General features: G+C 70.4%; 16 protein-coding genes. 6 read left to right on the forward strand and 10 right to left on the reverse strand.

What is annotated here, in order from left to right:
• Positions 1–27 precede the first annotated feature (27 nt).
• Together ABSL23_RS10145 and ABSL23_RS10150 are read right to left on the reverse strand one after the other, a co-directional pair.
• Complete coding sequence (locus ABSL23_RS10145; RefSeq protein WP_353633645.1) at positions 28–621, reverse strand: metalloprotease; 594 nt, start codon at positions 619–621, stop codon at positions 28–30.
• Positions 618–2,126 carry a TraB/GumN family protein gene (locus tag ABSL23_RS10150; protein ID WP_353633646.1) on the reverse strand — a complete coding sequence of 503 codons (1,509 nt, stop codon included), beginning with the start codon at positions 2,124–2,126 and terminating at the stop codon, positions 618–620. The genes ABSL23_RS10145 and ABSL23_RS10150 overlap by 4 nt, the downstream gene beginning before the upstream one ends.
• 117 nt (positions 2,127–2,243) lie before the next feature.
• Here ABSL23_RS10150 and ABSL23_RS10155 point away from each other — a divergent pair, with 117 nt between their 5' ends.
• On the forward strand, positions 2,244–2,699 hold the full coding sequence (locus tag ABSL23_RS10155; RefSeq protein ID WP_353633647.1) for an acyl-CoA thioesterase: 456 nt from the start codon (positions 2,244–2,246) through the stop codon (positions 2,697–2,699).
• Here the strand turns inward: ABSL23_RS10155 and ABSL23_RS10160 are convergent, their stop codons facing one another.
• Together ABSL23_RS10160 and ABSL23_RS10165 are read right to left on the reverse strand one after the other, a co-directional pair.
• Complete coding sequence (locus ABSL23_RS10160; protein WP_353633648.1) at positions 2,700–4,376, reverse strand: histidine kinase N-terminal 7TM domain-containing protein; 1,677 nt, start codon at positions 4,374–4,376, stop codon at positions 2,700–2,702.
• Positions 4,377–4,452: 76 nt separating this feature from the next.
• Positions 4,453–5,388 carry a UbiA family prenyltransferase gene (locus tag ABSL23_RS10165; protein ID WP_353633649.1) on the reverse strand — a complete coding sequence of 312 codons (936 nt, stop codon included), beginning with the start codon at positions 5,386–5,388 and terminating at the stop codon, positions 4,453–4,455.
• Between the two features lie 190 nt (positions 5,389–5,578).
• Between ABSL23_RS10165 and ABSL23_RS10170 the strand changes: the two genes are divergently transcribed.
• Positions 5,579–5,884, forward strand: a complete 306-nt coding sequence (locus tag ABSL23_RS10170) for a hypothetical protein (RefSeq protein WP_059056488.1) — start codon at positions 5,579–5,581, stop codon at positions 5,882–5,884.
• 48 nt (positions 5,885–5,932) lie between these two features.
• Positions 5,933–6,382 (forward strand): hypothetical protein, encoded by a 450-nt coding sequence (locus tag ABSL23_RS10175; RefSeq protein WP_353633650.1) that lies wholly within the window; start codon positions 5,933–5,935, stop codon positions 6,380–6,382.
• A 180-nt stretch (positions 6,383–6,562) separates the two neighbouring features.
• Here ABSL23_RS10175 and gatA read toward each other — a convergent pair whose 3' ends face one another.
• Both gatA and gatC read right to left on the reverse strand, forming a co-directional pair.
• Entirely contained in the window at positions 6,563–7,834 is a 1,272-nt protein-coding gene (gatA, locus tag ABSL23_RS10180; RefSeq protein ID WP_353633651.1) for an Asp-tRNA(Asn)/Glu-tRNA(Gln) amidotransferase subunit GatA, read from the reverse strand.
• On the reverse strand, positions 7,834–8,109 hold the full coding sequence (gene gatC, locus ABSL23_RS10185; RefSeq protein ID WP_353633652.1) for an Asp-tRNA(Asn)/Glu-tRNA(Gln) amidotransferase subunit GatC: 276 nt from the start codon (positions 8,107–8,109) through the stop codon (positions 7,834–7,836). The genes gatA and gatC overlap by 1 nt, the downstream gene beginning before the upstream one ends.
• A 153-nt stretch (positions 8,110–8,262) precedes the next feature.
• Here gatC and ABSL23_RS10190 point away from each other — a divergent pair, with 153 nt between their 5' ends.
• A complete protein-coding gene (locus ABSL23_RS10190; RefSeq protein WP_353633653.1) occupies positions 8,263–9,246 on the forward strand; it encodes a transcription initiation factor IIB in 984 nt (327 codons plus the stop codon).
• A gap of 19 nt (positions 9,247–9,265) precedes the next feature.
• Here the strand turns inward: ABSL23_RS10190 and ABSL23_RS10195 are convergent, their stop codons facing one another.
• A complete protein-coding gene (locus tag ABSL23_RS10195; RefSeq protein ID WP_059056493.1) occupies positions 9,266–9,469 on the reverse strand; it encodes a heavy-metal-associated domain-containing protein in 204 nt (67 codons plus the stop codon).
• Positions 9,470–9,641: 172 nt separating this feature from the next.
• On the opposite strand from ABSL23_RS10195, the gene ABSL23_RS10200 reads away from it, so the two are divergent.
• The gene (locus ABSL23_RS10200; protein WP_353633654.1) at positions 9,642–10,112 is read left to right on the forward strand and encodes an NUDIX domain-containing protein; all 471 of its coding nucleotides are present in this window, start codon (positions 9,642–9,644) and stop codon (positions 10,110–10,112) included.
• A gap of 14 nt (positions 10,113–10,126) precedes the next feature.
• Here ABSL23_RS10200 and ABSL23_RS10205 read toward each other — a convergent pair whose 3' ends face one another.
• The gene (locus ABSL23_RS10205) at positions 10,127–11,239 is read right to left on the reverse strand and encodes an asparagine synthetase B (RefSeq protein ID WP_353633655.1); all 1,113 of its coding nucleotides are present in this window, start codon (positions 11,237–11,239) and stop codon (positions 10,127–10,129) included.
• Between the two features lie 3 nt (positions 11,240–11,242).
• Positions 11,243–11,926 (reverse strand): PHP domain-containing protein, encoded by a 684-nt coding sequence (locus ABSL23_RS10210; RefSeq protein ID WP_059056495.1) that lies wholly within the window; start codon positions 11,924–11,926, stop codon positions 11,243–11,245.
• Positions 11,927–12,056: 130 nt separating this feature from the next.
• Here ABSL23_RS10210 and purL point away from each other — a divergent pair, with 130 nt between their 5' ends.
• Positions 12,057–14,159, forward strand: a complete 2,103-nt coding sequence (gene purL / locus ABSL23_RS10215; RefSeq protein WP_353633656.1) for a phosphoribosylformylglycinamidine synthase subunit PurL — start codon at positions 12,057–12,059, stop codon at positions 14,157–14,159.
• Here purL and ABSL23_RS10220 read toward each other — a convergent pair.
• Positions 14,156–14,296, reverse strand: a complete 141-nt coding sequence (locus ABSL23_RS10220) for a hypothetical protein (protein WP_169793391.1) — start codon at positions 14,294–14,296, stop codon at positions 14,156–14,158. The genes purL and ABSL23_RS10220 overlap by 4 nt on opposite strands.
• Positions 14,297–14,341 lie beyond the last annotated feature (45 nt).

Here is a 14,341-nt window from a genome sequence, read left to right on the forward strand (position 1 = left end):
AAAGCGTGCCGGTCTATGCGCGGACGACTATATTACGAAGAGGAACAGCAGCGCCGGGCCGATGGTGATCACTGCTGCGGCCGCGTACGCGGGCTTGCTCCACTCCAGGACCGTCGCGCCGTCCAGCGGTCCGAATGGAATCATGTTGAACCCCGCCAGCAGCACGTTGATGAACAGGCCGCGCCAGCCGACGTTCGGCGCGACCGTCAGCATCACGCCCAGCGAGACGACCGCGAGCGCGACGTTCGTTAGCGGGCCGGCCAGCGCGATGAGCCCGTGCTCGCGGGGCGTGATGCGGCCGCGGTGGTGGACCGCGCCGGGCGCCGCGAACAGGAACCCCGCGAGGCCGCCCGCGACGGCGAGCGCCAGCATCCCGAAGTCCGCGCGGAACTCCGCGTGCTGGCCGAACCGAACGGCGACGACCTTGTGCGCGAGTTCGTGCAGGAGGAACGCGACGCCCACGGTCGCGAGGCTCAGTGCGAACTCCTCGAGGAACGCCGCGCTCGCCAGCACCTCGGTGAGGTTCGTCGCGGAGACGGGGACGTACAGCAGGCTGAACGCCAGCCCGAGCGCCAGCCACGCCACGAGGAGGTCCCGGAGTTCGCGGCCGCTGAAGTTCACTGTACCAGCCTCCAGACCGCGTCCGCGCTATTCTGTGCGCCCCGCACCATCGCGTCGCTGACCGCGCCGAGGCTGTCGAAGGGACCGCCGATGAGCGGCAACACGACGAACGGGAAGAGGACGCTCGCGACGATGCTCCCGATGTTCGTCATCGCGACGACCGCGATGAGCCGGAACAGCGGCACGTCTATCATCTGCTGGAGGAGGTCACGAATCGGCGTCTCTTGGTCGTCCATGAGCTCGTTCAGCGTGCCGATGTCGGCGACGCGCACCGAGAGGTAGCGCAGTTCGACGTAGCCCGCGAACCAGCCGGGCGCGAGCAGCGGGTTGATGCTCGTGAGCCACGCGACTGCGCCGCCGACGCCCGCGCTCGTCCAGTGCGCGCCCGCGAGCTTCGCGGCGCCCAGCGAGATTATCCCGTTGAACAGAAACCACGCGCCGAACACCTGCAGGAGGACGGTGTTTCCCACCCCCGCCATCACCAGCAGGCCGAAGAACGCGAGGAAGCCGACCGTAATCAGCAGGCCGAAAACGCGCGCGACCGAGAACCGCTTCTTGCGGGTGCCGGTCAGCGACTCCATCGGCGGCAGCTCCTCGGGGTGGTCGAGGTAGTGTTCGACGCCCTCGCGGTGGCCCGCGCCCAGCACCGCGACGACGTGCTTGCCCTGCGCGCGCAGCGCGACGAGGTTGTGCGCGATGTAGGCGTCGCGCTCGTCGATGAGCGCTTCCGCGCCCGCAGGGCTGAACCGCCGGAACTCCTCCATCATCGCCGACACCACGTCCGCGTCCGTCAAATCGTCCATCGTGAACTCCTCGACGTCCTCCTCGGGGGCGGCTCGCGCGAACAGCACGACGAACACCGCGCCGAACACGAGCGCGCCGGCGCCCGCGAACAGCACGGCCTCCGCCAGCCCCGAGAGCACGACCAGTGCCGTCTCCACGACGCCAATCGTCGCGGGCGGCGGCGGCAGCAGGAACGGCCCGGCGACGAACTCCGCGACGACGCCGAGGAGGAAGCCGACGAACGCGCCGACGCCCATCCCGAGCGTGCGGCTGTCCGTCACCCCCAACGCGAGTTCGCCGACCAGCCGGAGCTTCTCGACGGCGGTCATGCGCGCCCAGAAGCGCTGAATCGTCACCTGGATGTCGCGGTCGACGAGCGCGACGTCCGCGCCGATGCGCTCGGCGGCGTCGATGCCCGCCTTCATGTCCGCGCCCGGCTCGATGCCGAACTTGTCGCCGAGGCGCTGCTGGACGTACGACAGCAGCCAGTACGCCAGGAACTGGAACGCCATGCTCCCCTTCAGGAGGTCGCTGGCGTCGAGGTCCTCGGGCGCGTCGCCCTGCATCTGCCGGTAGCGGCCCTCGTCGAGTTCGACGGCGACCGTGTCCGGGTTCTCCTCCTCGACGACCCGCTCGACCTCCTCGACGCTGTCCGCGGAGACGTGGGCGGTCCCGACGACCCGAACGGAGCCCTCGCGGGTCGCCGCGGATTCCTCGCTCATTACGTCCACGTTAGTTGTGGCGGCCTTACGCTTGTCGGATGGGCGACGTACTGGCCGCTGTCCGGTGTTCGTCCGTACTCGGAAGCATTCAAGCCGCCCGGCCCAGAACCACGAGGCATGACCGAGACGGCGCGCCTGATGGACTCCTACACGGAGATGACGGAACTGCTGTTGCCCAACGACACGAACAACCTCGGCCGCGCGCTCGGTGGCGCGGTCCTCCACTGGATGGACATCTGCGCGGCCATCGCGTCGATGCGGTTCTCCGGCCGGCAGTGCGTGACCGCTTCCATGGACCACGTCGACTTCATCGCGCCCATCGAGATGGGCGAGGTCGCGGTCGTGGAGGCGTTCGTCTTCGACGTCGGCGAGTCCAGCATCGAGGTGAAAGTCGAGGTTCGCGCCGAGGACCCCGTGGAGGGCACGGAGCGCAAGACCACGACGTCGTTCTTCACGTTCGTCGCGCTCGACGACGACGGGAAGCCCACCGAGGTGCCGCGGCTGGCCTGCGACACGGAGACGGAGGAAGCGCTCCGGCAGGACGCCCTCGAAGCCCACGCCGAACAGCAGTAGTCAGTCGAGGCGCGGCACGTCGAGCGTGACGACGGTGCCGGTCGGCTCGTTGTCCGCGAACGTCACGCGGCCGCCCGCGATGTCCGTCCCCCAGTGAATCAGCCACAGGCCCAGCCCGCTGGCGTGATGGAGCGGCGTCTCCGTCCCGCTCTCGAGGGCGGCGTACTCGCTGTCGCGGACGCCGGGGCCGTCGTCCGCGACGCGAATCTCCACGCGGTCCTCGCTGGCTTCGACCTCGACCTCGACGTGCGGGTCGTCGCTGGTGTTGTGTTCGGCGGCGTTCTCCAGGACGTTCCAGACGACGGGGCCGAGCGTCGCCGGCACGGTGCAGTTCGCGGGATATTCCGAGACGCCGACGGTCACCGCCGGGTACGCGGTGCGGAGTCGCTGGACGCGACCGTCGAGCAGTTCGTGGAGGCTCACGGGCACCCGCGGCCCCTCCTCGCGTTCGAGCAGGTCGACGATGACGCGGGCTTTCTCCCCGAGCGCCGCGATTCTGGTCGCGCGCTGCTCGACGATGCCCACGGCCTCGCGCTCCTCGTCGGTGTCCGGGGACAGCTGGCCCGCGTACCCGAGAATCATCTGGGTGTCGGTGCGGACGTTGTGCCGGAACGCGCGGTTCAGCACTTCGAGGCGCTGCTTCTGTCGGAGGTACCGGCTGACGTCGTGGAACGTGACGACGCGCCCGATGAGCCGCTCGCGGACGTCCCGAACCGGCGTTATCGACACGTCGAACGGCGTCTCGTCGCCGTCCACGTCGATGGCGACGTGTTCGGGGCGGCAGTCGGCGTCCAGCGGCCCCAGCGACGGCAGCATCGACGCCACCGGCTCGCCGATCGCGTCGCGGCGGGCGCGACCCAGCAGCGTCTCCGCGCTCTCGTTGGCGTCCACGACGTAGCCGTGGCTGTCGACGACGATTGCGGCGTCGTCCATCCGGTCGAAGACGAGCCGGCGCGCCCGCCAGTTCGGCGCGGGGCTGGCGTCGAACAGCTGGAACCGCGTGACAGCGCCGAGGAACGAGACGCCCGTGACGGCGAACGCTATCGGCGTCGGGTCGAACTCCGGCAGCGGGAGCACGCCCGCGACCGAGAGGATGTTCGTCACCCACGGCGTCAGCGACCCGAACAGGAGGGCGGCGCTCTGCCCGCGGAACAGCACCGCGTTGCTCCGAATCAGCCCCAGCAGCGGGACGAACCCGAGCGCGCCGAGGACGTACGTGTACGCCGCGACCACCCAGTACCACGGGCCGCCCGTGCGTTCGAGCAACACGAGGTCGCCGTAGGAGACCACTGTCGTCGAGCGATACAGCAGGTCGTGGGCGTTGCTGGTCGCCGCCAACACCACCGTCACCGCGGGGACGACCGCGAGGACGGCGACCACCTGCGGGCGGACGTACTCGTCGCGGCCCGTGTACGCGAGCGCGAACAGCAGCCACGCGACGGGGATGACGACGACGCCGACCCACTGGACGTCCGACCAGAGTATCTTCCGCGCCACCGTCGAGGCCTGCAGTTCGAACACGAGGAACGCCGCCCACCAGACGACCCCGGCGAGCATGAGGACGATCGCGGACGCGCCGGGCTCCGGGCGCTCCCGCCACGCCAACAGCGCGGCCGCGAAACTGGCCGCGATGCTGACCAGTAGCACGGCCGTCAGGCCGTCGACGAGGGTGACCACGGTTTGTTCGGACTGGTCCCGCACTTGTAAAAGGAGTGCCGGTCAGCGAAGGTTGCCGTGCGGGACCGCGAGCGGGCTACGCGAGCGCGACCACGGAGAGCGCCGCCCCGGCGACGACGTACTCGAGTTCGGGCGCGACAGTCAGCCACGCGCGGTCGGCGTACCGCGCCAGCACGCTCGTGACGACCAGCGAGTACGCGAGCCCCGCGCCGAGCGCGAGCGCGACCGCTACCGAGAGGTAGCCGGCGGCGACGGCGTACGCGAGCACCGCGGCGGTGGCCGCGTCGACCGCGTAGAGGACGTACCGCGTTCCTCGGAGGCCGACCACGACGGGGAGCGTGCGGACGCCCGCGTCCGCGTCGCCCGCGCGGTCGCTGACGTTCGGGAGCTCGGCGTCGACGAACGAGCGCAGGAAGAAGTACGCGAACACGACCACGACGGTGGGGGTCACGCCGCGGTCGGCGAACGCCAGCGGCAGGAACGTCAGCGACACCGCCCAGGCCAGCGCGACGACGGCGGTGTTGACGACGAGGACGTCTTTCAGCCGGCGCAGGCCCGCGCCGAGCCGCGGCAGCCAGTCGCTCGCGTACAGCACCCAGAACGCGCCCGGGAGCAGCGCCAGCGCCAGCGCCAGCGGCCCGCCGAGCATCGCCAGCGAGACCGCGAGGCCGTACGCGACCGCCGCGGCGACGTACAGCGCGTTCTCGTGGCGGCGCACGAACGCGACCTGCCCGGGTTTGTCGCGTGCGTCGTCGTCGGCGTCGGCGATGCGGTCGTTGGCGTAGACGGCGAACGTGAGCAGGCCGACCACCGCGGGCGCGGGGCTCGGCGGCAGCGACAGCACGACCATCGCGATGCCGACCTCGACGACCGTGACAACCGAGAGGTACGCCGAACTGTACAGCAGGACCGTCCAGAGTTGTTTCGCGCCCGCGAGGAGGCGAGCGAGCTGTGCGGGGAACCGCGTCGAGTCGCCGGGGCGAACCGCCCGGCGATCTTGTTTCCGTACCATTGTAGCCGTCAGTCCGACGGCGCGCGCCGCCGGTCTGACGTCGCAGACCACTCACCTACACCGGGTTAGTATTATGTTCATTTTATCACTTATCAAGTGAGAAAATACACCTGCCCCACAGGCTTATCCGCGTAGTCGGCGTCCGTTCACGCGTGACGATGACAGTATACGAACAAGAGCGAGGCGGACAATGACCGAGCACGCCAAGAAGCTGCTGCGGAACATCGACGAGACGGCCGTGACCGTCCTCGACCTCGCGGACCGCGAGCGCGCCAAAGAGCGGGCCGGCTCCCAGCGCAGCGCCTACGAGAAGGGCCTGAACGAGGTCGAGCGCATCGCCGGGAAGCCGCAGGCCCGCGACCTCGCGGAGTGGATTCAGGACCAGATTCGCCAACGGGAGACGTACCCCTCCGCGCGCGAAGTCCGCAACCACGGCGCCCAAATCTGCCGGACGAGCGGCCACGAGATATCGACGAACGACTGGCTGGGCGCCTGACCGGCGGCGACGCGCAGGCTTTTCCCCGGCGACCCCCTACCGCCGGCTATGGCTCTCGACGCGCCCGCACCCGACCCGCCCGAGCTGGACGGCGACCCCGACGAGTACGACGACGTCACCGTCCAGGGAACCGACTACCACCGCGACGACCTCCAGGAGTTCCTCGAGGACGGCGCGTGGGAGGCAGCCTTCGAGACGTGGGCGACCGAAACAGACCTCTCCCGGGAGGCGTTCGACATCGCCGTGGACCTCGGCATGTTCGACCGCTTCGACTTCTTCTGGGACGACTTCGCGGACCGCGTGGGCTACCACGCCCCCGGCCTCCCGGAGACGTGGCGCGAGCGCGACATCCACCCCGAGCTGAACTCCTGGGAGACCGTCTCCGCCATCAACGCGTCGCTGGCGGAACTCGGCGCGGAGGCCTCGCGGCTGCTCAAAGACGAGTACGTCGACTGGGAGGCCGAGTACGACGCGCCCGACGACCTACCGGACTTCTAAACGCACTTTTTGCACTGCAGGGGTGCGCCGAAGGCGCACCCCGCTCGGCAAAAACTTGCGGAAAAAGCACTCCTCGCTCCCTACGGTTGCTCGTCGGCCTCCACTCGTTCGCTCCGCTCACTTCGTGGAGTGAACTGCTCGCGCGCATTGCGCGCTCGCAGACTCTCTTGTCCGGCTATCTCAGTCCTCGACCGCAGCGGCGGCGTTGATAATCGTCTCCTCGCCGAACGCCGGGCCGACGAGCTGGAGGCCGACCGGGAGGCCGTCGGCGTCGCCCGCGGGCACCGAGATGGCGGGGAGGTTCGCGAGGTTCACGGGCGTCGTGTTGGCGTCCGCGAGGTACATCTTCAGGGGGTCGTCGAGGCTCTCACCCAGCTCGGGCGGGAGAATCGGCATCGTCGGGGACGCCAGCACGTCCACGTCCTCGAACGCCTCGTCGAAGTCCTGTTTCACCCACGCGCGGGCCTCCTGCGCCTGCTTGTAGTACTTGTCGTGGTAGCCCGCGGAGAGCGCGTACGTCCCGAGGAGGATGCGGCGCTTGACCTCGTCGCCGAACCCCTCCGAGCGCGCTTCCGAGAAGGACTCGTTCCAGTTGCCGTCGTAGCCCCCGGAGTTGCCGTACCGCACGCCGTCGAAGCGCGCGAGGTTCGACGAGGCCTCCGACATCGCGATGACGTAGTACGCCGCGACCGCGTACTCGACGGAGGGGAGGCTGACTTCCTCGACGGTTGCGCCCTGCTCGCGGAGGTCCTCGATTGCCGCGTCGAACGTCTCCACGACCGCGTCCTCGGCGCCCTCCACGAGTTCCGTGGGGACGCCAATCGTCAGGTCCTCGACGTCGCCGTCGGCGGCGCTCGCGAAGTCCGTGTCCGCGCCCTCCTCGCGAGTGGTGCCGTCGTTCTCGTCGGGGCCCGCGACGACGTCCAGCAGCGCCGCGGCGTCCTCGACGGTCGGCGCGATCGGGCCGATCTGTTCGAGGCTGTTCGCGTACGCGACCAGCCCGTACCGGGAGACGAGGCCGTACGTCGGCTTGATGCCGACGACGCCGCAGAACGCGGCGGGACACCGAATCGAACCACCAGTATCCGTGCCGAGCGCGAGGTCCGCGTCGCCCGCCGCGACGACCGCCGCGCTCCCGCCGGAGGAGCCACCCGGCACGCGGTCCTCGTCCACCGGATTCTTCGTCGCGCCGAAGTACGACGTCTCCGTGGTCGTCCCCATCCCGAACTCGTCCATGTTCGTCTTCCCGGGGATGGTCGCACCCGCGTCCTTGAGGCGCTCGACGACCGTGGCGTCGTAGGGCGGGACGTACTCTTCGAGCATCTTCGACCCGCAGGTCGTGCGCACGCCCTCGGTGGAGATGTTGTCCTTGACGGCGACGGTCTTCCCCGCCAGCGGGCCGTCGTCGCTGCCCTCGATTTCCTCGTCGGTGATGTACGCGTTCAGGCTCATCACGACACCTTCGGGCCCTTGAAGCGCCCGTCCTCGCTGTCGTCGGCGTTCCGCAGGGCTTCCCCCTGACTGAGGCTCTCCTCAACCTCGTCGCTGCGCATCACGTTCACGAGGTCGGGTTCGGCCTCGACTTCGGGCACCTCTTCGAGCGCTTCGAAGTGTTCGAGGATGTCGCCGAACTGGTCGGCGAACTGCGCGCGCTCCTCGTCGTCGAGGTCCACGCGAGCGAGGTCCGCGACGTGCTCGACCTCGTCGGCGTCCACAGAATCGCTCATGTCTCCGGAGTCGCGCGTGGCGTCGGTAAGCGTTTCGATGCCCCGCGACTCACACCCGTATGCGAGTTTCTGCCACAGTCCTTTAGTGCGGTCGGCCCCTCCCTCCACACGTATCCGACGTTCTCAGGACCACAGAACCCGCCCACAGCCCCCATGAGTGACAACACGCGAACCCGCGAAACGCGCGAAGACGCCGAGAGCGAGAGCGAAGACGAGCGCGAAGACGCGGACGCCGAGCTCCAGTGCCCGGAGTGCGGCGGTCGCCTCACCGTCGACGAGGAGCGCGGGGAGACCGTCTGCGAGGACTGCGGCCTCGTGGTCGAGGAGGACAGCATCGACCGCGGCCCCGAGTGGCGCGCGTTCGGCAGCGAGGAGAACGACCAGAAGAGCCGCGTCGGTGCCCCCACCACGAATCTGATGCACGACAAGGGGCTGTCGACGAACATCGGCTGGCAGGACAAGGACGCCTACGGCAACACCCTCTCCGGCCGGCAGCGACAGAAGATGCAGCGCCTCCGCAAGTGGAACGAGCGCTTCCGCACGCGAACCTCGAAGGAGCGCAATCTGAAGCAGGCGCTCGGCGAAATCGAGCGGATGGCCTCCGCGCTCGGCCTCCCGAAGAACGTCCGGGAGACTGCGTCCGTGATTTACCGCCGCGCGCTCGACGAGGACCTGCTGCCCGGCCGCTCCATCGAGGGCGTCGCCACCAGCGCGCTGTACGCGGCCGCCCGGCAGGCCGGCACCCCGCGGAGTCTCGACGAGGTGGCGAACGTCAGCCGCGTCGAGCGCGACGAAATCGCGCGCACCTACCGGTACGTCGCCCGCGAGCTCGGCCTCGAAGTCGCGCCGACCGACCCGGCCAGCTACGTCCCGCGGTTCTGCTCGGACCTCGGGCTCTCCGACGAGGTCGAGCGCCGCGCCCGCGACCTCCTGGAGAGCGCCGAGGACGCCGGCCTCTACTCCGGGAAGTCGCCGGTCGGGCTCGCGGCCGCCGCGGTGTACGCCGCCAGCCTCCTCGTGGACGAGCGCATCACGCAGAGCCAGGTCAGCGACGTCGCGAACGTCAGCGAGGTCACCATCCGCAACCGCTACCACGAGATTCTGGAAGCCGGCGGCGAGACGAACGTCGAGGCGTGACCGACGCCTCCCGGGGCCGCTACTCCACGTCGTAGCCCAGTTCGCGGACCGTCGACTCGATTTCCTCCGTCGATATCAGCGCCTCGCCGTGCCGGACTTCCACGAGCCCGGTCTCCGGGTCGAACGCCGCCAACTGGACGCCCTCCCGCTCGTGGAGTGCGTCCTCGATGGTCTCGCCGTCGGCGTCCTTCGACACCGTGAACTCCGCGCGGCTATTCGACACGGGCCGTCACCCCGCGTCCGCCCGTCGCCAGTCGGTCTGAGTGATTGGACACACGCGGACAGTCGGCGACGGCCCGAATACGCGTTCTGTCGGAGTAGTTACCGACTAGTGTCGGCGGCCTCCCGCGACCGAGACCCGAACCGATTTGAGCGCGTCGCACCTCCTCGCCCCCATGGAGACGACCCGCCACTTCACGGCGACCGTCTACGTCGTCAACGACGGCGCCACCGCGCTCCACGAGCACGACCGCCTCGGCCTCACGATTCCGCCGGGCGGCCACGTGGACCGCGACGAACTCCCGCACGAAGCGGGCGCGCGCGAAGTCGAGGAGGAGACCGGCTTGGAGCCGACGCTGCTCGGCGAGGCACCCGAGGTTCCCGCGCCCGACGGCTTCGCGCTGCCGTCGCCGCGCTACCAGCTCTGTTACGACATCAACGTCCACGAGGACGGCACGGTCGGCCACCAGCACATCGACCACGTCTACTTCGCGACCGTGCCCTCCCGAGACATCGACCCAGCGGACGGCGAAGCCGGCCCGGAGGCGTGGGCGTGGTACGACCCCGACGACCTCCGCGACAGCGACCTCGACGCCGACACCGTCCAAATCGCGCTGGAGGCCATCGAGGCCGCCAGCGAGGCGTAGTTAGTCCAGCCGGCTCACGGGTCGCTCCGCTCCCCGCTCGCGCTGTCTGTGGACTCCCTTCGGTCGTCCACACGACTCTGGACGTACTTCGTGACGTGGTCGTCCATCCGGCGCTTGAATCCGGCCTGCCGGGCGAGCCGGTCGACCTCGCGCGCGACGAGACTGCCGTACTGGACGGCCTTCTTCTCGCGGTCGCAGACCGCGTCCGGGAGTCGCTCGCGGGCCGCCTCCCGGAGCGCGCGCTTCCGCGTCTCCCCGGCGACCAGCCACTCCTCGGGGAGTTCCAGCGCCGCAGCCACCACGTCGTCGTGGAGCAGCGGCGTCACGGGCTCGACGCCCGCCGCGCGAATCGCTCGCGTGTCCCGCTCTAGCTGTTCGGGCAGCGTCTCCAGGACTTCGCGGCGCGCGCCCCGAATCGTGTCCGCGTCCGTCCGCGGGTCGTCGGGCGCGGCCGCGACCTTCGCGTAGCCGCCGAACAGCTCGTCCGCGCCCTGCCCGAGCGCGAGCCGCGAGAAGCCGTCGCTGGCGACTCGCTCAGCGACGAGGTAGAGGGGGAGCGCAATCTGGACGTCCATCGCGTTCGTGCGGCCGATGGCGCGCGCCGCCTCCGGAATCGCGGCCTCGATGTCGTCCAGCGTCACCTCGTGAACGCGGAGGTCGTCGCTGCGCCCCATCGCGGCCGCGGACTCCCGGGCCGCTTCGATGTCCGCGCAGCCCTCGTAGCCGACGACGTACAGCGGCGCGTCCAGTTCCGCGGCGACGAGCGCGGAGTCCACGCCGCCGGAGAACGCCACCGCGAGGTCGTCGCTCGGCACGTCGAGCGCCTCGTCGAGCGCGTCCCGGACGCTCCTCACCGGGTCGTCGTGGCTCGCGGGCGGGTCCGGGAGTCGCCACGCGCGCCGCGTCTCGCCGTCCTCGCGGACGTGGCCCGCGGGCAGCAGCGTCGGGTCCGCGAGGTCGCCGGGGTCGCGGCTCCACGCGTCGCCGTCGTAGTAACAGCGGCCGCGCCCGAGCACGTCGCGGACGATCCGGCCGTCCGGCAGTTCGCCCGCGAAGCCGTACGTGCCCGGGAGCGGGTCGCTCTCGTCGAGTGCGCGGCGGACGGTCGCGGCGAGCGCGTCGTCCATCCCTCAGAAGAACTCCGCGAGGCGGTTCTTCACGCGGCGCTTCGCGCCGCCGGCGGCCTGCCGGAAGCTGATGTGCCACGGCGTGCGCTTGCCCTCGACGCTCGTCCGGCCGTCCCGGATGGCGTCGAGGATGGCCTCCAGCGAGCGCTCGTCGGCGCCGACGCGCGTCACCGCCTGTCCCACCATCTCCGCGATGTGGGCGTCGCTGCCCGCGGTCATCGGGCGGTTGTGGCTGCGCGCGAACCGCTCGGCTTTGCGGTTCGCGCGGCCCGTGAGCAGCCGCGAGTTGTACACCTCGATGGCGTCCGCGGAGGCGAGCGTCGCCGTGGAGACGTTCGGCGCGACGCCGCTGCGCGAGGACTGGAACGGGTGGGGGACGATGGCGATGCCGCCGCGGTCGCGAATCGCGTCGAGCGTGTCCACGAACGGCTCGCCCGACGGCACCGCCTCCTCGACGCCGATGGCGAGGACGTGGCCGTCGGCGCTGGTCACCTCCATCCCCGGGATGCCGACGAGCCCGTACTCCTCGGCGAGGTCGGCGGCCCGCAGGCTCGCGTCGATTTCGTCGTGGTCGGTGACAGCGAGCGCGTCGAGCCCCACCGCCCGCGCCTGCTCTAAGAGCATCTCGACGGGGTCGCGACCGTCGTAGGAGAGCTCGGAGTGCGCGTGGAGTTCGACGGAAAGCACGCCTCCAGATTACGCGGGGGTGGGCAAAAGCGCCCCGGTCCGGAAACGTCGGGCTGGCGCTCCGACCGATACTGTTCACGTCCGTGCACATAGAAACGACTAAACGCTCGCAGAAGGACCACGAAGGTGAATGCCACTCGCCGACTCGGACCGACGCCTCGTCGAAGCAGAACTGGGACGGAACCCGACGCGGGCGGAGGCCGCGCTGTTCGAGAACCTCTGGAGCGAGCACTGCGCGTACCGCTCCTCCCGGCCGCTTTTGTCCGCGTTCACCACCGACAGCGACGACGTGGTCGTCGGGCCGGGCGACGACGCCGCCGTGGTGTCGGTCCCCGGCACGGACCAGCTCGTGACGTTCGGCGTCGAGAGCCACAACCACCCCTCCTACGTGGACCCCTACGATGGCGCCGCGACGGGCGTCGGCGGCATCGTCCGCGACACGCTCTCGATGGGCGCGTACCCCGTCGCGCTCGCGGACGCGCTGTACTTCGGCGGCTTCGACCGGGACCACTCTCGGTACCTCCTCGACGGCGTCGTGGAGGGCATCAGCGACTACGGGAACGCCATCGGCGTCCCCACCGTCACGGGGAGCACGCAGTTCCACGACGGCTACGAAGGGAACCCGCTCGTGAACGTCGCGTGCGTCGGCCTCGTCACCGAGGACCGACTCGTGACGGCGGCCGCCAAAGAGCCGGGGAACAAGCTCGTGCTCGTCGGGAACGCGACCGGCCGCGACGGGCTCGGCGGCGCGAGCTTCGCCAGCGAGGACCTCGCGGAGGACGCCGAGACGGAGGACCGGCCCGCGGTGCAGGTCGGCGACCCGTACACGGAGAAGCTGCTCGTGGAGGCCAACGAGGCGCTCGTCGACGAGGGCCTCGTGATGGCAGCCCGCGACCTCGGCGCGGCGGGGCTGGGCGGCGCGTCCTCGGAGATGGTCGCGCAGGGGGGCCTCGGCGCGCGCATCGACTTGGGGGCGGTCCACCAGCGCGAGCCGAACATGAACGCGCTGGAAATCCTGCTCGCGGAGTCCCAGGAGCGGATGTGCTACGAAGTTCGCCCCGAGGACGTCGAGCGCGTGCGGGAAATCGCGGAGCGCTTCGACCTCGGCTGCTCGGTCATCGGCGAAGTGACGGACGGGAACTACGTCTGTGAATTTGAAGGGGAAACCGTCGTCGATGCCCCCGCGGAGTTCCTCGCGGACGGCGCGCCGATGAATGACCTCGAACGCGAGGAGCCCAGCGAGCCGGAGACGGACCTGCCGGACGTCTCCGTCGAGGAGGCGTTCGACGCGGTGCTGTCGAGTCCGAACACGGCGAGCAAGCGCTGGGTGTACCGCCAGTACGACCACGAGGTCGGCAACCGCACGCTCCGGCGGCCCGGCGAGGACGCCGCCGCGCTGACGCTCCCGGACGCCGACGGCGAGGTGGCGCTGGCGTTCTCCGCCGGCGCGAACCCGAACTGGACCGACGCCTCGCCGTACCGCGGGGCGTACGCGACCGCCGTGGAGAACGCGACGAACCTCGCGGCCGTCGGCGCGGAGCCGCTCGCGGCGGTGAACTGCCTGAACGGCGGCAATCCCGAGAAGTCCGACGTCTACGGCGGGTTCGCGGCGGCGGTGGACGGCCTCGCGGACGGCTGTCGCGCGGTGGACGCGCCGGTCGTCGGCGGGAACGTCAGTCTCTACAACGACTCCGCCGCGGGGCCGGTGCCGCCGACGCCGACGCTCGCGATGCTCGGCGTCCGGCGGGGCTACGACGCGCCCGGGATGGCCGCCGTGGGCGACGGCGACCTCGTGCTCGTCGGCGGCCACGACGAGACGCTCGGCGGGAGCGAGTACCTCGCGCAGTTCGACGGGAGCGCGCCGTTCCCCGACGTGGCCGACGACGGCGTCGCGGCGGTCCGCGCGGCGGCGACCCACGACGTGACGCTCGCCGTCCACGACGTCAGCGACGGCGGGCTCGCGGTCACGCTCGCCGAGATGGTCGGCGAGGACGCGGGCGTCGCGGTAGACGTGCCGAGCGTCGGCGCGCTGTTCTCGGAGGCGCCGGGGCGCGCGGTCGTGGAGACCACGGACGCCACCGCGCTCCGCGACGCGGTGGACGCGCCGGTCGTCGACCTCGGCGGGGCGACCGGCGACGGCGCGCTGTCCGTCGCTGTGGCTGGCGAGGTCGTGGACTACGGCTTCGAGGAAATCGTGGACGCGCGCCGCGTCCTCGAACGCGAACTGGACTAGAGGAACGCCGGCACGAGGTACGCCACCGCGAGGCCGACCAGCAGGACGAGGAAGCCGGTGCCGACCTGTCCCGTGGAGAACTCCTGCATCGGTGCGGTGACGCGGCCCGAGTCGTCGTGAGCGTGGTCGTCTGTCATGCGCGGCGATTGGACGGGGGCCTACTTGGCAGTACCGAACCCGCG

Origin of the sequence: Halobacterium sp. NMX12-1, from assembly GCF_040435975.1 — an archaeon.
Taxonomy (GTDB): Archaea; Halobacteriota; Halobacteria; order Halobacteriales; family Halobacteriaceae; genus Halobacterium; species Halobacterium hubeiense.